Below are 21,369 nucleotides of genomic sequence, written 5' to 3'. Positions count from 1 at the left end.
AACGACCGCGCTGCCGCTTTGATCCCGGCGGAACGCGGCTCATGATGAAGGCTGCGCTTGGAAAATGGTGACCCCTACGGGAGAGGGGATTTGAAGATATTCTTTATTTCATCGCATGTTACGGGGGTCGTCAATGAGCCCTTTGAAGATCTTACGGACGAGCTAAATGGACCACAATGTTTCCCATGCAAGCGGCCGTTGCTCTACCGGGCGGGCCAGGCATAGTAAGCCGTCCTCTGCTTCCACATGAACAGATGGCGGTTTTCAGCGCGCGAGGATCCTCTCTGAACGTCGCCTTTGTTGGCGGACCCGGCGCTGGTCCGACTGGCATCCGAGCAGGCAGGTATCGACCAGCTCACGCCTTTCAGCAGCTGCGAGTTGGAACGTCCGCTAACGCCGCAGCCAGCCGTTTAGGTCGGGAAGAGGCCCGAGCCTTTGTGAGCTTACTCACCTCGCGCTGCCGACCTCATGACAAATTAAGCGCCAGCGCGGCAACCTACAGAGTCACCGATTAGAACTCAGTCCCGAAGATGACTGCACCGGATCATCGTTCGATTTAATCGAACGAAGGGCCAAATTTTATCTGACTGCGCGGGAGAAAAATATCCCGCTAGGGCTCCAATCACACCGGAACTAACCGAGTGTCCGAATTTCAGACTGGAGACCGATATGACCATTAAAGCCACCCCGACCCCCGGCAAATCCCTCATCGCGGCCAACGATCATACCCTGGTCATGATCGACTTCCAGTCGCAGATGGCCTTCGCCACCAAGTCGATCTCCACCGAACTGCTACGCAACAATGCCGCGTTGGTCGCCAATGCCGCCGCCGGTTTCAAGGTATCGACCATTCTGACCACCGTCGCCGCCGACAGCTTCTCCGGCCCGATGTTCAGCGAGATCACCGACGCCTTCCCCGGCCAGCCCCTGCTCGACCGCACGTCGATGAATACCTGGGAAGATGCCGCCGTTATCGACGAGGTGAACCGCATCGGCAAGGAGCGCCTTGTTTTCGCCGGCCTGTGGACGAGCGTCTGCATCGTCGGGCCAGTCGCCTCGGCCATCGATCAAGGCTTCGACGTCTATGTCATCACCGATGCCTGCGGCGACATTTCGGAAGAAGCCCATGAACGCGCTGTTGAGCGCATGACCCAGCTGGGCGCCAAGCCGATGACCTCGCTCCAGTATCTTCTCGAACTGCAGCGCGACTGGGCCCGGACCGAGACCTACGACATGACGACCGGCTTCGCGAAGAAGTGGGGCGGCGCCTATGGCCTGGGAATCACCTACGCCAAGACCATGTTCAATGCATCCGAAGGCGCGCACTAAGCTCTAGCATATCCGGCGGCCGGGCCTCCTTCCCCCACCGGTCGCCGACCCTTCCCCTTCTCAGTTCGAGGAACCCGCCATGACCAGCCCCGCCATTTCCAGCTCCGTCACTACCGCCGACGGCACACAGATCTTCTACAAGGACTGGGGCAGCAAGGACGCCCAGCCCATCATGTTCCATCACGGCTGGCCGCTTTCGTCCGACGACTGGGACGCGCAGATGCTGTTCTTCCTGTCGAAGGGCTATCGCGTCGTAGCCCATGATCGCCGTGGACACGGTCGCTCGGCTCAGGTCGATTTCGGGCATGACATGGATCATTATGCCGCCGATGCGGCCGCAGTCGCCAAGCATCTGGATCTGCGTAACGCTATCCACATCGGCCATTCCACCGGCGGCGGCGAAGTGGCGGCCTATGTCGCTCGCTTCGGCATCCCGCAAGGGCGTGTCGCCAAGGCCGTGCTGGTGAGCGCGGTGCCGCCGATCATGCTGAAGACGGATCGCTATCCCGGCGGCCTTCCCATGGATGTATTTGACGGCCTGCGCGCCAGCCTCGCCGCCAACCGCTCGCAATTCTTCCAGGATGTCGCCGCCGGGCCTTTCTATGGCTTCAACCGTGAGGGCGCGGAAGTGAAGCCCGCCGTCATCGACACTTGGTGGCGGCAGGGCATGATGGGCAGCGCGCTCGCCCATTATGAAGGCATAAAGGCCTTTTCCGAAACCGACCAGACCGACGACCTCAAAGCAATCACCGTGCCAACGCTGGTGCTGCACGGCGATGACGACCAGGTCGTGCCGTACAAGAATGCGGGCGTGCTACAGGCCGAACTGCTGCCGGACGCTGCGCTGAAGATTTATGAGAATTTCTCGCATGGCATGCTGACGGTCAACGCCGACGTCTTGAACGCCGACATTCTGGCCTTCATTCAGGCTTGATAACCAGGAGCGGGAAAACGGAGATGAAAGCCTATATTCTTTCCCTCGGCGCCGGCCTCATCGTCGGTATCATTTACAGCCTGATGGGCGTTCGCTCTCCCGCACCGCCGGTGATCGCTCTGGTCGGACTGGCGGGGATCCTGCTCGGTGAGCAGATCATCCCGGTCGCGCAACGCCTGAGCAGCCTGCCGGAACTGTCGCGTTTTGTGCGCCAGGATTGCATGAACCACGTTCTTGGCAAGCTGCCGACCAACGAAAAGCGCGACGGATGATGAACCGCCGCCAGCTGCTTGGCAGCGTTGCCGCCACTACCACCCTTCTCGCCACCTCCGAAAGTTTCGCCATGACCCACACCGACCTGATCCTGACCAACGCAAAGATAACCACCCTCGACCGCGAAAATCCGCAGGCGCAGGCGGTGGCGATCCGCGACGGCAAGTTTCTCGCCGTCGGCTCCGAGCAGGAAGTGCGCGCAGTCGCAGCGCCCGATGCCCGCGTCATCGACGCCGGTGGCCGCCGCCTGATCCCGGGCCTCATCGACAGCCATATTCACGTCATTCGCGGCGGCCTGAACTATAATATGGAACTGCGCTGGGAAGGCGTGCCGACGCTCGCCGACGCCATGGCGATGCTGAAGAAGCAGGCCGAAAACACGCCGCCGCCGCAATGGGTCCGCGTGGTCGGCGGTTTCACCGAGCATCAGTTTACCGAGAAGCGCCTGCCGACACTGGCGGAGATAAATGCCGCCGCGCCAGATACGCCTGTCTTCATCCTCCACCTTTATGACCGTGCGCTCCTCAACGCCGCTGCGCTGCGCGCCGTCGGATACACAAAGGATACGCCCAATCCGCCGGGAGGCGAGATCGTTCGCGATGCGGCGGGCAACCCCACAGGCCTGCTGCTGGCCCAGCCCAACGCGACCATCCTCTATGCGACGCTGGCAAAGGGTCCGAAGCTGCCGCAGGATTATCAGCTCAACTCCACCAAACATTTCATGCGGGAGCTGAATTCGCTGGGCGTTACCAGTGTGATCGACGCAGGCGGCGGGTCGCAGAATTACCCCGACGACTATGAAGTCATCGACAAGCTGCACAAGGACGGCGAGCTGACACTGCGCATCGCCTACAATCTGTTTACGCAGAAGCCGAAAGAAGAGCTGAAGGATTTCGCCAGCTGGTCAACGCAGATCAAGCCGGGCGATGGCGACGACAGCTATCGCCACAATGGCGCCGGGGAGATGCTGGTCTATTCGGCAGCGGACTTCGAAGATTTTCGTGTCGCCCGCCCCGATATGCCGCCGGAGATGGAAGGCGATCTCGAACCCGTCATCCGCTTGCTCGCCGAGCGCCGCTGGCCCTGGCGTCTCCATGCAACTTATGATCAGACCATCTCCCGCGCGCTGGACGTTTTCGAGAAGGTGAACCGCGATATCCCGCTCAAGGGGCTCAACTGGTTCTTCGACCATGCCGAAACGATCAGCGAACGCAATATCGACCGGATCGCCGCACTGGGCGGCGGGATCGCGGTTCAGCATCGCATGGCCTTTCAGGGCGAATATTTCGTCGAGCGTTATGGCGCAAAGGCCGCGGAGACAACGCCGCCGATCAAACGTATGATGGATGCAGGCGTACCTGTGGGCGCGGGCACCGATGCCACCCGCGTCGCCAGCTACAATCCCTGGGTGTCGCTCAGCTGGCTCGTGACGTCAAAGACGGTGGGCGGGCTGACGCTTTATCCCACCCGTAACCGGCTCGATCGTGAGACTGCGCTCCGGCTGTGGACCGAGAAGAACAGCTGGTTCTCCAACGAGGTCGGCAAAAAGGGACAGATCAAGGTTGGACAACTGGCCGATCTAGCGCTGCTTTCGGACGATTATTTCAGCGTGCCGGAGAGCGAGATTGCGCATCTGCACTCGGTCCTGACCGTGCTGGGCGGGAAGATCGTCTACGGTGAAGGCAGTTTCGGCCCGCTCGCCCCCGAAGCGCCAAAAGCGATGCCAGACTGGTCCCCGGTCGCGACCTTCGGCGGCCACTGGCGGCGAGATGAAGCGGCAAAGAAGCTGGCTTCGGCCTGCGGATGCGCCTCCGCCTGTAACGTTCATGGCCACGATCATGCCGCAGCGCTCGGCGGCAGTATGCCGACCGCCGACGTCCAGAGCTTCTGGGGCGTCATGGGATGTGGCTGCTGGGCCGTCTGATAGGGGCAGCGCTCCTTTCCCACGAGGACCGCTGTTTCCACATTCCATAATATCGAACAACACCTCCTATTTTATTCGGATCGTTCGGATGTGCTTGGCTGAGTAGATAGGGCTCACCAAGCTACCGGAGAAATAGAAATGAACCGCACCGTTCAAAGGAGGGCGACCGCTCCGGTCGCCACCAATCCCATCGCTGCGCCCGCTCGAACCACCAACGCACCCCGCTTCGTCACCGTGATCCTCGACTGGCGTCCCACATGGTTCCTGGCCCGCCTCGCACTGGTAGGTGCTTACCTGCTGGGCGGCATCGTCAAGCTCACCGACTGGCCCTCAGCCGTCGCGGAGCAGGCGCATTTTGGCATGACGCCGCGCGCCTTCTGGGCGGCACTCACCATCGGCATAGAACTTGTCGGACCGATGCTGATCCTCAGCGGCCGACTGGTCTGGCTGGGCGCGGGCATGCTGGGGGTGTTCACCCTGCTCGCCGCGTTTACCGCGAACGCCTTCTGGGCGATGCCGACGGGGCAGGAGCGCTTCATGGCGACCAATGCCTTTTTCGAACATATCGGCCTGATCGGCGGCTTCGTGCTCGTTGCACTCGTCGCCCGGGGGTGGCGGCCCCATGCTTAGGATCCTCATCGCGGCCGGGTTGCTGGCCGGGGGTCTCGCGGCACCGGCCAGCGCCCAGCACAAGGAAGCGTGGGAGGCACCCACGCTCAGCATCACGCGCTATGACGAGGACTGGTCCGACCTTGCCGATGCGAAGAAACGCGCAGAGCACTGGACCGGTCCACTCAAGTACATCCCGCTCGGCGACGACAACTGGCTGTCGACCGGCATCGAACTGCGCGCGCGGAGCGAGAGTTATCGAAACAATCTGTGGGGCGGAGCGGACGCACCCGGTGACAGCTATCTGTGGCTGCGCGCGCTCCCCTATGCCGATCTCCACGTTGGCAAGGCACGGGCGTTCGTACAGCCGATCCTGGCCTATGCGGTCGGCGTCTCACCCTCCGCCAGTCCCATCGACCAGACGCGGGCCGATCTGCTTCAGGGATTTGGCGAGGTCGATCTCGGCCCTGTCACCGTGCGCTTCGGCCGCCAGATGCTCTCGCTCGGCACGGAGCGGCTGATCGGCACGCGCTACGGTCCCAATGTCCCGCTGGCCTTCGATGGCGCGAGGGTCGATGTTGCGATTGGAACACCCAAGCTCAGCCTGATCGCGGCACGGCCCGTTCAGCCCGGGCCAGACAGCTTCGATGACGCAAGGTCGGGCGACAAGGCGCTGTGGGGCGCCTATGTTGCGCTGCCGGAACTGGACATCTATTATCTCGGCTATCGCAACCGGCTCGCCCGTTTCGATGAAGTGAAGGGGCGCGAGGTTCGACACAGCCTTGGGCTGCGATCGCACGGCGTCCGTGGCGACTGGCACTGGAATGTCGAGGGTGTGGCGCAATTCGGTCATTTCGAGGGGCAGAGGATCGCCGCCTGGACACTCGGCACGGAAGTCGGCCGAAGCTTTCCCGCTCTCCCCCTTGCTCCGGACGCGACGCTGCGCGTCAACATCGTCAGCGGTGACGGTAAAGCGGGTGACGGCAAGATCGGCACTTTCAACGCCCTTTTCCCCAAGGGCAAATATTTCGGCGAACTCTCGCCGGTCGGTCCGACCAACATCATCAGCGTCAATCCCCGCGTCAGCGGTTCACTCGGCGATGGCGTCTCCTTCGGTCTCGCAGCCATGGCCTATTGGCGCTACAGCATCGCAGACGGTGTCTACAACATACCCGGCACCCTGATACGCGGAGCGGGCGACAGCCATGCGCGCTTCATCGGCAAGGAAGCCGAAGCGACCATCGACTGGCAAGCGACGCCTGAGTGGGAATTGTCTGCATCGTTGTCCGCTTTCGCCCCGGGCGCCTTCATTCATGAGACTGGTCCAGCAAAGACGGTCGCCATGCTGGGAGTGGAAAGCAACTTTCGCTTCTGACACAGTGTTCCGGTTAATCGAATGAAACTATCGATATTATTCGGCTGCATCGATGGAATGGTGGCGATTAAAGAAATGGCCATCGCACCCACGGAGACCGTCATGACCACCGACAAACCCGCCGCATCGCCGCTTGCCTGGCTCCTACTGCTCCTCTCCGTGACGACAGGCCTTGTTGACGCCACCTCGGTGCTCGGTCTCGGAAAAGTCTTCACGGCGAACATGACCGGTAATGTCGTCTTTCTCGGCTTCGCCGCCAGCGGCGCGCCGGGCTTCAAGATCGCACCCTATATCGTCGCCATCGCATCGTTCATGGTCGGCGCGTTGATTGCCGGACAGGTTGGCAAGCGGCATGCAGGCTCACCTCTTGGGCGCTGGCTGATCATCGCCGCGTCGGTCGAGGCAGTCCTCCTCTGGATCGCGGCTGGCGTGGCCGTGGGGTTCGACATCGCGACGCAGACGCCGGGTTTCAGCGTCTATATGATTATTGCGCTTACAGGCCTCGCCATGGGCTTTCGCAACGCGACCATCCGACAGCTCAAGGTGACCGACCTCACTACGACCGTCCTGACGCTCACCATCGCCGGACTTGCCGCCGATTCCAGCCTCGCCGGCGGCGCAAACCCCAATTGGGCGCGGCGCATCGGCAGCGTTGCCGCCATTTTCCTTGGTGCAGCCATCGGCGCATATCTCGTCACCCATGGCGGGCTGGTCGTGCCCCTCATCCTGGCCGGCGGGCTGATCTTCGCAGGCACCCTGGCCTGCACCCTTCACCCCGTCGCATCCAAGCCGCTTTAGTCTTTCAGCGCGCGCTCGATCCTGCGATCGGGCGCGAGCCAGAACAGCAAAACGACGATGTACAGAATGATCGCCACCGGCCGCGCGAAGAAGGCAGCCGGTACGGCGACGGCATAGATGGCAAGGCTGATCTTGCCCTTCCAGTCACGACCAATCGCCTTGGCCACGGCCGACTGACGGCCGTTGCAGGCGATGATGAACCGCTCCGTCAGTTCATAGCCGATCGCCGCCATGCCCAGCACGACGCCATAGGACGCCGTGGCCATCGGCGAGAAGCCGCTCGCATCCAGCCATCGGATGACGAAGGGGACGAGCGACAGCCAGAACAGCAAGAACAGGTTCGCCCACAACACACGTCCGTCGATCCGCCCGGTCGCCTGCATCAGATGGTGGTGATTGTTCCAGTACAGTCCGACATTGATGAAGGACAGGACATAGGCGAGCAGGATCGGCAGGCTGTCCGACAGCGCTTCGAACGTCCCTTCCTCCGGCACCTTCAATTCGAGCACCATGATCGTGATGATGATCGCGACAACCCCATCGGTGAAGGCCTCCAGCCGCCCCGACCGCATGCCCCGGCCCGGTCGATCTTTGGCAGGATCAGACATCGCCCATGCCCTCCAGCTCCTTGTCGTCCGAGCCAAGCGCGACGAACTGGTCGAGCAGCCATGAGGCGGCGGGTCCGGGCGGCGAATCGCGGCGCCAGACGCCGGCGAACCGATAGGTTCCGCCAAGGTGATCCGGCATGACTAGCCGCACCAGAGTGCCATCGACCAGGTCAGGCTCGATCATCGGCAGCGGCATATTGCCCCACCCGATCCCTTCCCGCAGCAGGGCATGCTTCGCGCCCAGATCCGCCAGGCGCCAGGTCTTGGGACTCATCACTGAATAATCCTGCCCCTCGGTGAAGCGAGAGCGGTCCGTCAGCACCAGCTGGGTATGCTCGCGCCCGGCACCGGGCGGAATGCGCTCCATGCGGCCGAGCGGATGATCGGGCGCCGCCACGGGCACCATCGGCACCGAACCTGCGGCGATGCACTCGACCCCTTCCACGCCGGCCGCCAGCGGTCCTGAAATTCCGATCGCGGCCGTGCGGTCGAGCACCATGGCCGTGATCGCCCCAAGAGCCTCGACATGCAGGCGAAGCTGGACGGTGGGGAACTCCGCCGCGAAGCCGCGCAGGATCTTGCCCAGCCGTTCGGACGGCACCATGACATCGACAGCCAGGTCCACCTCCGCTTCCAGCCCGTCGAGCAGGCCCTTTACCTTCGCGCGCAGCCCGTCGAAACCGTGCGATATGCTGCGCACCTCCGCGAGCAATGCGCGCCCTTCGACCGTGAGCTGGGGTTTGCGCGTACTCTCCCGGTCGAACAGCGTCAGCCCGAGCTGCGCCTCCAGATTGGCGATGCCATAGCTGATCACCGAAACCGCACGATTGAGCTTGCGCGCAGCGGCGGCGAAACTGCCTACGTCGACGATGGTGAGGAAGATGCGGAGCTGGTCGAACGTCGGGGTGCCGGGCGTATTCATCGTTCCACTTTCTCGAATAAATCGGCCGGTTTTATCTATCTGCATAGAAGTTATCGCAAGCTGTAAAAGGTCTCCAACGACAGCCTGATGCTGTCCCCAAGGAGACATCACATGATCGAGATTCGCCCCTTCGCAGCGCTCGGCGGCGCCAACCATGGCTGGCTGGACGCCAAGCATCACTTCTCGTTCGGCGGGTATCACGATCCGGCCCGCATGAACTGGGGCAATGTGCGCGTCTGGAACGACGACACGATCGCACCGCACACCGGCTTCCCACCCCATCCGCACCGCGACATGGAGATCATCACCTATGTCCGCGAAGGCGCCATCACGCATGAGGACAGCCTCGGCAACAAAGGCCGGACGGAAGCTGGTGACGTTCAGGTCATGAGCGCCGGATCGGGCGTCCGCCATTCCGAATATAATCTGGAGGATGTCACGACGAAAATCTTCCAGATCTGGCTCGTACCTACCCGCAACGGCGATGCACCGAGCTGGGGCGCTCGTCCCTTCCCGAAGGCTGATCGCGCCGGCCATTTCATCACGCTGGCTTCCGGGTACGAGAATGACAATGACGCGCTGCCAATCCGAACCGATGCCCGCATCGTCGCCGCGACACTGAAGGCTGGCGAAAGCGCCGAATATCCCATCGGCAAGGACCGGAAGGCCTATCTCGTTCCCGCTACCGGCGCGATCACAATCGACGACGTGCGAGTTAATGCTCGCGACGGCGCCGCGATCCAGGACGTCGATGTGATCCGCGTCCTCGCGGTCGAGGATAGCGAGATCGTCATGGTCGATGCTGCCTGATTACCTGGCCGGGGGGCAAAGGGGTGCCCCGGCATGGCCGACGTCCCACGCGCTCTGGATGGATCCACGAATGGCCGATATCGGCGCAACCGGACGTTCCCCGTCGCGACGCCCAGCGACAGCTTCGTCCCAAAAAGCCCGGTGAAGTGGCCCCTCACCGGAAGCGAGGAACCAGCAGTTCAAATTTCGGTACTTTCGGCAAGCGCAATACATAGAATTCCGCAAACGCTGGTTTTCTGACAAGCCAATGACGGGTTTCGGACGAACCGTCCGGCGCCTCTCGACCAGATCAGGACATTTCGTAGCCCAACCTTGAACGGCTGCTCTCGTCCAAACCAGTCACTCGTGACTGCAGATAGCGTAAAGGATCGCCTCTAGAATCGGTGCCTGAGCAGCGGGCGCGCACGGGCTTCCATGAGATGCATCTTAGGAGGACGAGCCACCCTCGACGCAATCTCCGTCCGATCATCGGAGGCTGGACCATGAATCCTCAGCCATCGCCGCCGCCGAGCGCAGTGTAGAGCGACACGCCATTTTGTAGCTCTGTAGCGCGCAGCCTGATGAGTTGTTGCTCGGCGGAGAACAGGTTGCGCTCGGCGTCGAGCACTTCGAGATAGATGGCGATGCCGTTGTCGTAGCGCAATATCGCCGTCTCGGCGAGGCGCCGCTGGGCGGCGACCGCTCGCTCCTGTGCTGTGATCTGCTCGCGATAGCGCTGTCGCCCCACCAGAGCGTCGGACACTTCGCGAAACGCATTCTGGACGGTGCGCTGGTAGGTCGCCACCAGCTCATCTCGCCGGGCCTTCGCCGCGTCGAGTTGTCTCTCGCGCCTGCCCCAGTCGAAGATGGGGAGCGCGGCCGATCCGCCGAATGACCAATTCTGGTTGCTGCTATCGAAGAGACCTTCAAGCTTGGGCGAAACGAACCCGAATGCTCCGGTCAGCGATATAGTCGGGAAAAAGGCTGCACGGGCGGCTCCGATATCGGCATTCGCGGCTAGCAACTGATGTTCCGCTTGCAAGATGTCCGGACGGCTCCGCAACAAGGTAGAGGGCAGACCCGCATCAAGCGCCGTGAACTGTCCCGCGTCGGCAATCGGGCGGCCATCGGGAGTCGGCGCGTTTGTCGGCCCGCCGATCAGGACAAGCAGTTGGTTGCGCTGCTGCTCGGTTGTCCGGCGGAGATCGGCGAGTTCCGTCTGCGCCTGCGTCAGCAAAGCGGTAGACTGGTCGTAATCGACCGAGGAGGTGACGCCTGCATCCATCCGCAGCTTGGCTATGGCAAGGCCCTGGCGCCGGCTCGCGACCGTGCGCTCGGCCAGCGCGATCCCCTCCTCGCCCGCGCGGATGCTGTAATAGATCGCCGCGACATCGCCGATCAGCGACAGGCGGAAAGCACGCCGCGCTTCGACTGTCGCAAGATAGCTGCTACGGGCGGACTCGCTAAGATTGCGGACCCGACCCCAGAAATCCAGTTCGAACGCGCTAGCCGCGACGCGCACGGAATATTGGTTGTAGGTGATCGCGCCGTTGCCCATGCTTTCGCCCAAGCCAAGGGACCCCAACGGTGCCTGCGTCCGGGTGGCGCCCGCGCTACTGTCGATCTGCGGCAGGCGTCCGGCCTGCTGGATCCTGAACTGCGCTCTGGCTTGCTCGATGCGGGCGGTTGCGGCCGCCAGATCCCGGTTATTCGAAAGCGCGGCGGCGATATAGACCTTGAGCTGTGGATCGCCGAAGAAGCGCTGCCAGCCGACCGCCGTTGCGGCTTCTCCTCCGCTCGAAGTGGCTGCGGGGAAGGTCGCCGGAACGGGCGGAACTGGCTGAACGTACTTCGGCGCCATGTTGCAGCCACCGAGCAAGGCAACAGCGAAGAGGATGTGGGCGGGATTACGCATGGGCGGTCTCCCCGTCGTGACCGGCTCTTTCTCGCGCCTCCTCCTGCGCATCGGCTGCCTCATGGTCGCGCTTGCGTACAAGCCATAGTCGCATCGCGATGTAGAAGACCGGCGTGAAGAAGATGCCGAACAGCGTCGCGGTGATCATGCCGCCGGCGACGCCGGTGCCGACCGCCTGACGGCTTGCCGCCCCGGCACCGCTGGCGATGACGAGGGGCACCATGCCCAGGATGAAGGCGAGGCTGGTCATCAGGATCGGTCGCAGACGCAGGCGCGCCGCGTTGATCGTTGCCTCGAGCGGGGCGACGCCTTCGGTCTCCTGTTCGACAGCAAACTCGACGATCAGGATCGCGTTCTTGGCGGCCAGGCCGATGATGGTAATCAGGCCTACGTTGAAGTAGACGTCAGCCGAAAGCCCACGCAGCATCGTGAAGATGACTGCACCCAGCACGCCGAAGGGCACCACCAGCAGCACCGCCACCGGGATCGGCCAGCTTTCGTAAAGCGCCGCGAGCAGCAGGAACACGACGACCACGGAAAGACCGAGCAAAAGACCGATCTGGCCGCCTGCCTGCTTCTCTTCATAGGCAGTCCCGGTCCATTCGTAGGACAGGTTGCCGTTCAGCACCTTGTCGGCGATGCGCTCCATCTCCACAAGGGCCGCGCCGCTGGATTGCCCCGGCGCCGCCTGGCCCGACAGAGTGATCGACGGATAGCCATTATAGCGTTCGAGCTGCTGCGGACCTGCCGTCCATTTGACCCGTGTGAAGGCAGAAAAGGGCACCATCAGACCCTGATCATTGCGAACCCGCAAGGCCGACACATCCTCCGCGCGCATCCGCTGCCCGGCATCGGCCTGGAGATAGACGCGCAAGACATTGCCGTCATGAACGAAGTCGTTTGCATAAGCCGAGCCGAAGGCAACGCCGAGCGTCTGGTTAACGTCGGCTATGCGAAGCCCGAGGCTGCGCGCCTTGATGCGGTCGATGTCGACATGGAGCTGCGGCGATGGCGGCAGCCCTTCCTGCCGGACCATCGCGAAGACCTTGCTCTTGCCGGCTTGTGCGAGGATCTGCTGCGCGGCTTGCTGAAGCGCCATGCCGCCTTCGCCGCTGCGATCCTCCAGCTTCATGGTGAAGCCTGTCGCATTGCCCAGCGCCTGGATTGGCGGTGGGTCGAGGGCGAAAACCATGGCGCCGGTTATGGTCGAAAAGGCGGCATTGGCCCGCTGCACGAGCGTGCTCGCACTTTCATCGGCGCCCTTGCGTTCATCCCACGGCTTGAGATCGACGAAAGAGAGCGCAGCCGACTGGCCCTGGCCAAAGAAGCTGAACCCGACGATCGAGACCACGTTGCGCACCTGCGGCTGCTTTCTGAGGAACGCTTCCGCCCGCTCCACCGCCTCCTGTGTGCGCTGAATCGTCGCGCCCGGCGGAGCGGTGTAGCTGGCAAAGATATAGCCCTGATCCTCCGTCGGCAAAAAGCCGCCCGGCAGGCGCGTGAACGCCACGACCGTAACGGCGCACATCACGGCGAAGACCGCCAGCCAGCGCCCCGGTGCGCGTATCATCGTGCCGACGCCTGCAGTGTAGCGATCAGTGATCCGGCCAAACCGATCATTGAACCATGCGAAGAAGCGGTGCGCCCACCCCGCAAGGCCCGCTTGGGGAGTGTGCGACCGGCTGCTGTCATCGCCATGCTCTGCCTTGAGCAGGGTAGCGCAAAGCGCCGGTGTCAAGGTCAGGGCCAGCAGGGCCGAGAAGAGAATTGAAATCGCGAGTGTCACTGAGAACTGGCGATAGATGCCGCCGGTGGAGCCGGGAAAGAAGGCCATGGGGATGAACACCGCAACCAGCACCAGCGTGATGCCGACGATCGCGCCGGTGATCTGGCCCATCGCCTTTACCGTGGCGCGCCGGGGATTGAGCCCTTCTTCGCGCATGATGCGCTCGACATTCTCGACCACCACGATGGCGTCGTCGACAAGGATGCCGATCGCCACAACCATGGCGAACAGCGAAAGCACATTGATCGAATAGCCGAACAGGTAGAGGCCAAGGCAAGACCCAGCAAGCGCGACCGGCACCACCAACGCCGGGATCAGCGTGGCGCGCCAGTTCTGCAAAAACAGGAACATCACGAGGAAAACCAGCACCATCGCTTCTACCAGAGTGTGAATGACGCTGTCGACTGAGGCGGTGATGAAGGGCGTGGTGTCGTAAGGAACAGTCCAGCTCAAACCCGGCGGGAAAATCTTCTCCAACTCGGTCAAGCGGGCCTTTATGGCCTCTGCCGTGCCCAACGCGTTTGCGCCACTAGCCAGCTGAATTGCCATGCCCGCCGTTTCCCTGCCGTTAAGCGTCAGGCGGAAGCCGTAATTGTCCTTGCCTAACTCGACGCGCGCGACATCCCCGAGCCGGATCGTCGAACCGTCCGGATTGGACCTGACGATGATCTGGCGAAATTGTTCGGGGGTCGAAAAGCGGTTCTGAGTGATGATCTTGGCGTTGATTTCGGCCCCCCCTGCAAGAGGCTGTTCACCAAGCCCTCCCCCGGCGGTCTGGCTATTCTGCTCTTGAACGGCTGCAAGGGCGTCGGCCGCCGAAATACCGTAGCCAGCAAGCTTCTCTTCGTCGAGCCAGACGCGCATCGCATAGGGGGAACCGAACAACTGCACATCGCCAACGCCAGGTACACGGCGCAATTCATCCATGATCTTGCTCGAGGCGAAGTTGCCCATATCGAGCGCGCTCATCGCGCCATCCTCGGCTTGGAAGGCGACGAGCATCAGGAAGCCGGAACTGGACTTGGTCACGCTGATGCCGAGCTGCCTGACCTCGGTCGGCAGGCGTGGTTCGACGCGGCTCAGACGATCCTGCACCTGCGTCCGGGCGACGTCCAGATCGGTCCCGGGCTTGAACGTAACGGTAACCTGCGCCGTGCCGTTCGACCGGCTCGTTGAGGACATGTAGAGGAAGTTTTCAACGCCGTTCATCTCCTTCTCGATGATCGATGTCACCGTCCGGTCGAGCGTGGCTGCGTCGGCGCCGTTGTAGGTGATCTGGAGATTGAGCGCGGGCGGCGCGACCTGAGGATATTGCTCGACCGGCAGAAGCCGCAGGCCGATAATGCCGAAAAGGGCGACGAAGATTGCGACAACCCAGGCAAAGACCGGATGATAGACGAAGAAGCGTTTCATGGGGGTCTCCTGTCGGTCAGCGCTTGCCGAGAGCGGCGCGGGTCGCGCCCGCTTTGCGCGGCGTGACCTTTTGGCCAGGCTGCACCTTCATCCAGCCGTCGACGATGATCATGTCGCCGCTTCTGAGACCCGACAGAACCACCCACTTGCCGCCGCTCCGCCCACCCAGTTCGATCGTACGCTTGGCAACGAGATTGTCGCGTCCGACGATCAGAACCGATGCTTCCTCATTACTGATCTGAACGGCTCGCTCGGGGATTGCGATGCCGTCGCGGCGCGATCCGGCGATGATGCGCGCACGCACGAATTGACCGGGCAACAGCAGCCGATCCGGATTGGGAAAGCGGGCGCGCAGCGTCTGGCTGCCCGTGGAGGGATCGACGGTCTGATCCGCGAAATCGAGATGTCCAGGCAGGCCATATTGCGTGCCGTTCTCCAGTACGAGGCGTACCTCAATAGCGCCCAGGTCAGGGAGGCGAAGCGCGCCAGCCTTGGCAAGCTGCTGCACATCGAGCAATTTGGAACTGGACTGGGTGAAGGTCGCGTATATCGGCGACAGCTGGTTCACCTGCGTCAGCAAGGTCGCGGATGAAGCGCTTACCAGAGCGCCTTCGGTCACCTGCGCCTTGCCCACCCGGCCTGCGATCGGCGCTCGCACCCTGGTGTATCCCAGCTCGAGGCGCGCCCGGTCCAGCGCGGCGCGCGCATCGCTGACGCTGGCGTCGGCTTGCCGCGCATCTGAAAGCGCTGCATCATATTCCTGCGCGCTGACCGCCTTGCGGCTCACGAGCGGTTCGTAGCGAGCGACGATAGCGCGGGCATTGGCGCGTGCGGCCGTCGCCCGATTAAGCGCGGCCTGCGCTTGCGCGAGCTGCGCCTCCTTGTCGCGCGGATCGATCTGAAACAGCGGCGCTCCTGCGGGTACGTCCGATCCTTCCTGATAAAGTCGGCGCTCCACGATGCCGTCGACCCGGGCGCGCACCTCGGCCGTTCGCACCGCCTCAATCCGACCGGGCAGTTCGGTGATGTTGGGAACATCGCCCGTCGTGACCGCCACCACGTCAACCACAGGAGCGGGTGCCGCCTGCTCCTCCTGATGCCCGCAGGACGCGAGAAGGAACAGCGTGGCCACGCCGCCGCATGCTCGGCGGCGCAGGAGGATCGGGAAGGTCGGCATGGGGAAACTCCTCGGCAGGTTAGGCCATGGTTGCTCTGGACCTGGCGGGCATTCCTCTCCAGAGATCCCGTGCGAAGCCATTCTTCCGTGGCGGCGCAAAAGGGTGTAACCGGACATTGATGTCCGGTTATTATGGGAAAGCATGAGGCCCGTCAAGCATGAGGAAAGACGCACAGGAGAGACGAGCCAAGCTGATTGCCGTCGCCGCCGACATGTTCGAGCAGCAGGGCTATGATGTGCCCTTGGAGGCAATCGCGGAAAACGCCGGTATAGGGCGCGGTACGCTTTATCGTAACTTCCGGGACCGCTCTATGCTGGTGCTTGAGGTCGTACGCAGTCGGCTCGACGCGTTGATCGCTCAGGCCGCACTCATCACTGACGATCACGACGCCTTCCGTTTCTTCTTGGTCCGCATCGGGCTGCTGTCGGCCATACATGCCTCCGGACTGCGAGGTCTGGAGAGAGATCCGTCGCTAAAGCAGGAATGGCAAGAGTTCGAAATCCGCGCTCGGCAACTCATGGCCCTGCCTCTCGAGCGGGCGCAGGATGCAGGCATCGTTCGCGACGATCTTTCGGTCGACGATATCGGTCGGATTGCCCAGATGCTTCAGGCGGTCGCGGTGGATCTGCCTGCCGAAGAGAGAGATAGCGTCTTGTCCCGCGCAGTCCAGTTGCTGATGGAGGGAATCTCTGAGGGCGGAAGTTCGGCAAGATAGTGAGCGACGTGCATTCCAGCGCGCTTACCCCTCAGATTGTCGTGTCCCAAAGCCTGGCGATCATCAGGCTAGATCGGAACTCGTGGACTTGTAACAGTTTTGTGGCGGTCACTTGAGAGTTTGGAGCTCGATCAAGGAGACCGACGAGATGATGAAGCATAGCGAAGAGTTCAAGCAGGAAGACCGATGTCGACGTGGCGGTGCCCGTCCATCCCTGGTGGCGCGAGGAAATCGGCAAGGTCGAGAAGAAGGCCGTCGCCCTGCTCTACGATCGGTCAGGCCGCCCCTTCTCCGGCGAGGATCGGATTCAGGAGCGCATTCGTCGCCTGATGCATGACCTCGGCCATGTCGATGACGAGAACCAGCTGCTCTACACCTTCCACGGCCTGCGCAAGAACGCCTGCTGCTACCTGCTGGAAACGGGCCTCAGCGACACAGACGTTGGCGCCATCCTGGGCATGACGCCAGAGACCGTCCGCCACTACGGCAAGCGCGCGCGCGTACATGATCGCCGTCGGCGCATCTGAAAAGATGAGCAGCGTCACGCCGTTGAAGATGGGACGTTAATCACAACCGTTGCTAGGGTTTGAGGCCCGGCCGATAGTTGGGCATTGCTTTCGCAGTTCCAAATGCATTTAGAAGCGCGCGGCGTATCGCCCGCTGATCGCTCTTGTTCGTCCTAGCGCGGGTGGGTGTAAACACCGACGCATGAGCAGGCTTATCCGCCTCTCCGGTATCATAGATCCTGCACATCGGCCCGGAAGGATTATCGAGGCGCAGTGCCCTTATGGACTCTGCTGACGCGTGCATCACCGCGACGATGGACCGCGACTGCGGCGACTCCTTACCCCAGCCCGTATTCTTGATCTGATCGATGGCAAGCTGGATCTCTTTATCGGTCGCAAGCTCTTCGCGAAACAAGGACAAATCCAAACTGTACGCATCCGTAAAAGCCGCCGGACTGACCACGCCTTTGTCGATGTGGATGGGGTCGACGATCAGTTTCGTAAGGATCTCGTCATCCGCCACAGGACCATGGGAGTGTTCGCTAATGGAACACTCCTCGCACTCACCTTCCGGGAATGAGGCATGAATTGCATCTTGAAGGTCCTTACCTGTGGCCCCCGAGCCAAAGACCGCACGGCAAGCGTCCTGCATATGAACGTACTACCGGTTTTTGAAAGGATTGGCCGCGATCAGGGCGCCAAAGATGCTCGGCGGAATACCCCGCTCGGGCATATCGACTTCATTGTCCTCCGGATCTCGGTCCCCGACCTGCAAAAGATAGCCGATCCTCCCGTCCTCATACAGCTCGACGTCGGCGTAGACCTTGTCGTTCTTCCAATAGAGGGTGGCGTTGCCATCACTACCCACGCTGGCCATCGGGATCGGGAACGGTAGATATTTGAGGCTCTGTAAGAAATGGATCGCCGCGCCTAGAGATTCTGGGTTCGGAGCCTCAGCTTCGCGTCCGTCCCAGCCCTTCTTACGACTTTTGAAATTGACCAGGCGCCGAATTTGGCGATCTGCCTCGTGCGGAGATTCAGCCTCAATGTGGCTCCGGTCCGCTAGCGCAAAAGAGATCCGCGCACCCTGCAACTCCGATATAGAAGAACAGGTCGAGGAAAAACTTTGCTGGAGCGCTTGACGCAAAGCGGCCGAAATGATCGCTTGTGAAGCAGGCGGTTGCTGATCGATAATCTGGTCAGTCGTTTTCATAATCAGTCCAGGGCACCAATTGCACGAAGATAGTCATCCTGGAGCACATTATTCAAGATTTTCCGCTGGCGCTCGTGCGATATCGAAAGCGAGCGACGGGCATATTCTACGCCTTCCTCAGGTGACGAGAACGTCAGCGGCTCCTGCTGAGGGATGTCATACATGTCCCCTACAAGCACAGTGATCGCTGCGGCGCGGCGCTCCACCTGCTCTGACGGGATGACCATATCCAAAACATTCACGTTTACATTAACGAGCTCGCGATTGTTTGGCCGATCGCGCGCGACAAACATTCCGAAATGCGAATGCCAAGGATCTTTCGATCCTTTGTGAGAAATATTTACCCACTGGGTATCGTCACGGAACAGAGCGTTTGTGCTCACATCATTGTCAGCGGCCCAGAACTTATCCTCGTACTGCAACAATACCGCTGCGAGCACAGGGAATGTTTGCATATAAAGCTGCAACGCCGGGAAAAGAGTCCTCTCGGCAAAGGCCATGAGGTCTGCCCACCGATCATATTCACGAACAGTGAGCGTTATTGCCTGAGCTTCGCATCGCAGCTCCGCCTGGACCTTTCCGTCTGGCGCGAAACGCTGAAATAACCAGCCCCCCGTCACCGGCGGAGGGGGCGCAGCTACCCCCTGCGGCCCGAAGAAAAACGTTGCCCCCGTCATTGCATGCTTCGAAGGAAGATCAGCAGCAGACGCGATTGCGAACAGTTCCTCGCGCAAGCGATCCATGCTTTCTGGATCGAGCGGCTGAAACAAGCGGACGACCATCGCGCACGCTTCGATGGCGTGCTGGTCGGCTATAGGCGTAAATTCGAGTGACATTTGATCTCGCAGGCTCTCCGTCGTGAGCAGGACCACATCTGCAACGAAAGCGCAATCCCGAAAGGCGGACACTCTCCATCATCGCCCTTAAGAATTCACCAAGAGCCATGGACTGATGAAGTGGGGGAACATTTCCCCCACCTGCTGGGGGAACTGATCTCGGCGGAGATGAAAAAACCCAGCAAATGCTGGGTGGTGACCCCTACGGGAATCGAACCCGTGTTTCAGCCGTGAAAGGGCCGCGTCCTAACCGCTAGACGAAGGGGCCACATGCAGAACTGCCTGGGCGGCGCTGCGAAGCGAGGGCGGCTTTAGGGGGGGAGCTTGCGGCGGTCAACCCCCTTTGGGGCAGGAAAACGACCACTTCTTTCAATCGGCCCAGGCTGCATCTTCCAGATGCAGTTCAGCAGCGGGTCGGCTGCCCCAATCGTCGATCTTTGCACGGCCCGCGACCCACAGGCGGCGGTCGCGCGGTGCGCCGAGAATGGCTTGCCCCAACTCGCTCTCCGCCTGGCGGAAGGCGATGGTCTTGATGGAGCGACCATCGTCCCCCGCCATGACGGCGCGCAGATGACCATTGCCGACGACATCGGCCTTGATGACGCGCATCGGTCCTGCCGCGATGAGCGGAGAGGGCCAGCCAGCGCCATAGGGGCCGCCTGCCTCGATCGCGGCCACGAAGTCCGGGTTGACGCCCGCCGGGGCAAGCACGGCGTCGATCAACAATGCGCGGTCATCGCGGGCACGGGCGACGGCAGGAGCGAGCCTTTCGTCCAGAAAATCAGCCAGCGCATCCAGCTTGTCAGCCGCGACGGTCAGCCCTGCCGCCATGGCGTGACCGCCACCAGCAACCAGCAAACCGCTATCCTTGGCCGCCAGCACGGCCGCGCCAAGATCAACGCCGGAGATCGAACGGCCGGAGCCCTTGCCCGTACCCGCCTCGTCAATCGCCACGACGATCGCGGGACGCCCCGCCTTCTCCTTGATGCGTCCGGCGACGATGCCGATCACGCCGGGATGCCAGCCAGCTCCAGCGATCAGCGCCACGGCCCGGTTGCCCTGCGCCGCGAGCAGTTCCTCTGCCTCGACCTGTACCGCCGCCTCGATCACGCGACGTTCCTCGTTGAACTGGTCCAACTCGGCAGCGATGCTCGCGGCCTCGATCGGATCTTCCGTCGTCAGCAGGCGCACGCCCAGATCAGCCTTGCCTACCCGCCCGCCAGCGTTGATGCGGGGACCAAGCGCAAATCCCAGATCATGGCATAATGGCGCACGGCTAAGGCGGCTCGCGTCGATCAGCGCGGAGATGCCGATGTTGCGGCGCTTTGCCATGACCTTAAGGCCCTGTGCGACAAAGGCGCGGTTAAGCCCCTTGAGTTGCGCCACGTCCGCCACGGTGCCCAGCGCCACGATGTCGAGCAATTCCATCAGGGCAGGCTCGGCCCGTTGCGCGAACCATCCCCGCTTGCGTAACACGCGGATAAGCGCGGCGCCCAAGAGAAATGCAACCCCCACCGCCGCCAGATGGCCATGAGCGGCCGCCTCCTCAACCTCGTCAAGCCGATTGGGGTTCACCAGCGCAAAAGCCTCGGGAAGCGCGGCGGCGCATTTATGGTGATCGACCACCACGACATCGACGCCCACAGCCTTCGCCATTGCAAGCGCCTCGAACGCCTGGGCGCCGCAATCGACGGTGACGATCAGCGTTGCCCCTTCCCCGGCCAGCCGCACCAATGCCTCGCCCGAGGGACCATAGCCTTCCATCAGCCGATCCGGGATGTAGGGCCGGGCGGACAGGCCAAGGTCACGCAGCAGACGGATCAGCAAGGCCGCGCTGGTTGCGCCGTCCACATCATAGTCGCCGAAGATACGGACGTGCTCGCCGCGCTGCACCGCATCCGCCAGCCGTTCGGCAGCGCTGTCCATGTCGCGGAACAAGCTGGGATCGGGCATGAAGTGGCGGATGGTCGGGTTGCGATGCGCCTCCACGGCTTCGCGCGGACAGCCACGGGCCAGCAACAACTGTGTGACCAGGTCGTCGGGCAGATAGCCGGGCTCCCGCGCATCCGCGCCTGCGCCCCGCCAGCGCCACGGTTGTCCAAGGATAGAGCGGGATACATTCAGCGCTATGGTCATTTCTGATCCCTAAACCGGGCCGACGCCCGAGGGAAGCGGTTCACGGCCCACGACGGAACCGAAACAAGCCTTTGCGCGTATTCGTCTTCCCCGCGTGCACGGCGGACGGA

General features: G+C 62.2%; 19 protein-coding genes and 1 tRNA gene. 10 read left to right on the top strand and 10 right to left on the bottom strand.

Annotation, left to right across the window (positions count from 1 at the left end; all coding sequences use genetic code 11):
• Positions 1-669 precede the first annotated feature (669 nt).
• The 7 genes from IZV00_RS13740 to IZV00_RS13710 all read left to right on the top strand — a co-directional run bounded on the left by IZV00_RS13740 (position 670) and on the right by IZV00_RS13710 (position 7,242).
• Positions 670-1,329: an isochorismatase family protein gene (locus tag IZV00_RS13740; RefSeq protein WP_196225137.1), complete on the top strand. Its 660-nt coding sequence runs from the start codon at positions 670-672 to the stop codon at positions 1,327-1,329.
• A 79-nt stretch (positions 1,330-1,408) separates the two neighbouring features.
• Entirely contained in the window at positions 1,409-2,263 is an 855-nt protein-coding gene (locus IZV00_RS13735; protein ID WP_196225136.1) for an alpha/beta fold hydrolase, read from the top strand.
• 23 nt (positions 2,264-2,286) lie between these two features.
• Positions 2,287-2,535 (top strand): XapX domain-containing protein, encoded by a 249-nt coding sequence (locus IZV00_RS13730; protein WP_196225135.1) that lies wholly within the window; start codon positions 2,287-2,289, stop codon positions 2,533-2,535.
• A complete protein-coding gene (locus tag IZV00_RS13725; protein WP_196225134.1) occupies positions 2,532-4,460 on the top strand; it encodes an amidohydrolase in 1,929 nt (642 codons plus the stop codon). Before IZV00_RS13730 ends, IZV00_RS13725 begins: the two co-directional genes overlap by 4 nt.
• 138 nt (positions 4,461-4,598) lie before the next feature.
• Positions 4,599-5,090, top strand: coding sequence for a DoxX family protein (locus IZV00_RS13720; RefSeq protein ID WP_230463229.1), 492 nt, complete (start codon positions 4,599-4,601; stop codon positions 5,088-5,090).
• Entirely contained in the window at positions 5,083-6,444 is a 1,362-nt protein-coding gene (locus IZV00_RS13715) for an alginate export family protein (protein ID WP_196225133.1), read from the top strand. The genes IZV00_RS13720 and IZV00_RS13715 overlap by 8 nt, the downstream gene beginning before the upstream one ends.
• Before the next feature lie 102 nt (positions 6,445-6,546).
• The gene (locus IZV00_RS13710; protein ID WP_196225132.1) at positions 6,547-7,242 is read left to right on the top strand and encodes a YoaK family protein; all 696 of its coding nucleotides are present in this window, start codon (positions 6,547-6,549) and stop codon (positions 7,240-7,242) included.
• Here the strand turns inward: IZV00_RS13710 and IZV00_RS13705 are convergent.
• A complete protein-coding gene (locus IZV00_RS13705) occupies positions 7,239-7,850 on the bottom strand; it encodes a TMEM175 family protein (RefSeq protein WP_230463228.1) in 612 nt (203 codons plus the stop codon). The genes IZV00_RS13710 and IZV00_RS13705 overlap by 4 nt on opposite strands.
• On the bottom strand, positions 7,843-8,772 hold the full coding sequence (locus IZV00_RS13700; RefSeq protein WP_196225131.1) for a LysR family transcriptional regulator: 930 nt from the start codon (positions 8,770-8,772) through the stop codon (positions 7,843-7,845). The genes IZV00_RS13705 and IZV00_RS13700 overlap by 8 nt, the downstream gene beginning before the upstream one ends.
• A 111-nt stretch (positions 8,773-8,883) precedes the next feature.
• Here IZV00_RS13700 and IZV00_RS13695 point away from each other — a divergent pair, with 111 nt between their 5' ends.
• On the top strand, positions 8,884-9,582 hold the full coding sequence (locus IZV00_RS13695) for a pirin family protein (RefSeq protein WP_196225130.1): 699 nt from the start codon (positions 8,884-8,886) through the stop codon (positions 9,580-9,582).
• 490 nt (positions 9,583-10,072) lie between these two features.
• Here the strand turns inward: IZV00_RS13695 and IZV00_RS13690 are convergent, their stop codons facing one another.
• From IZV00_RS13690 to IZV00_RS13680, 3 genes are read right to left on the bottom strand one after another with little or no spacing between them, the layout of a single operon-like run.
• A complete protein-coding gene (locus IZV00_RS13690) occupies positions 10,073-11,476 on the bottom strand; it encodes an efflux transporter outer membrane subunit (protein ID WP_196225129.1) in 1,404 nt (467 codons plus the stop codon).
• A complete protein-coding gene (locus tag IZV00_RS13685; RefSeq protein ID WP_196225128.1) occupies positions 11,469-14,675 on the bottom strand; it encodes a multidrug efflux RND transporter permease subunit in 3,207 nt (1,068 codons plus the stop codon). Before IZV00_RS13685 ends, IZV00_RS13690 begins: the two co-directional genes overlap by 8 nt.
• Positions 14,676-14,691: 16 nt before the next feature.
• Entirely contained in the window at positions 14,692-15,852 is a 1,161-nt protein-coding gene (locus tag IZV00_RS13680; protein WP_196225127.1) for an efflux RND transporter periplasmic adaptor subunit, read from the bottom strand.
• A gap of 158 nt (positions 15,853-16,010) precedes the next feature.
• Between IZV00_RS13680 and IZV00_RS13675 the strand changes: the two genes are divergently transcribed.
• Complete coding sequence (locus IZV00_RS13675) at positions 16,011-16,568, top strand: TetR/AcrR family transcriptional regulator (RefSeq protein ID WP_196225126.1); 558 nt, start codon at positions 16,011-16,013, stop codon at positions 16,566-16,568.
• Positions 16,569-16,762: 194 nt separating this feature from the next.
• Positions 16,763-17,095: a hypothetical protein gene (locus IZV00_RS13670; RefSeq protein WP_196225125.1), complete on the top strand. Its 333-nt coding sequence runs from the start codon at positions 16,763-16,765 to the stop codon at positions 17,093-17,095.
• 52 nt (positions 17,096-17,147) lie between these two features.
• Here the strand turns inward: IZV00_RS13670 and IZV00_RS13665 are convergent, their stop codons facing one another.
• From IZV00_RS13665 to recJ, 5 genes are all read right to left on the bottom strand, one after another.
• Complete coding sequence (locus tag IZV00_RS13665; RefSeq protein ID WP_230463227.1) at positions 17,148-17,597, bottom strand: hypothetical protein; 450 nt, start codon at positions 17,595-17,597, stop codon at positions 17,148-17,150.
• A gap of 138 nt (positions 17,598-17,735) precedes the next feature.
• The gene (locus IZV00_RS13660; protein ID WP_196225123.1) at positions 17,736-18,287 is read right to left on the bottom strand and encodes a hypothetical protein; all 552 of its coding nucleotides are present in this window, start codon (positions 18,285-18,287) and stop codon (positions 17,736-17,738) included.
• A 2-nt stretch (positions 18,288-18,289) separates the two neighbouring features.
• The gene (locus IZV00_RS13655) at positions 18,290-19,123 is read right to left on the bottom strand and encodes a hypothetical protein (RefSeq protein ID WP_196225122.1); all 834 of its coding nucleotides are present in this window, start codon (positions 19,121-19,123) and stop codon (positions 18,290-18,292) included.
• Positions 19,124-19,316: 193 nt separating this feature from the next.
• Positions 19,317-19,391: transfer RNA gene (locus IZV00_RS13650), tRNA-Glu, on the bottom strand.
• 101 nt (positions 19,392-19,492) lie between these two features.
• Entirely contained in the window at positions 19,493-21,259 is a 1,767-nt protein-coding gene (gene recJ / locus IZV00_RS13645) for a single-stranded-DNA-specific exonuclease RecJ (protein WP_196225121.1), read from the bottom strand.
• Positions 21,260-21,369 lie beyond the last annotated feature (110 nt).

Source organism: Sphingobium sp. Cam5-1 (genome assembly GCF_015693305.1).
Taxonomy (GTDB): domain Bacteria; phylum Pseudomonadota; class Alphaproteobacteria; order Sphingomonadales; family Sphingomonadaceae; genus Sphingobium.
The sequence above is the reverse complement of the archived record's forward strand: the minus strand, read 5'-3'. Positions and strand labels throughout refer to the sequence as shown.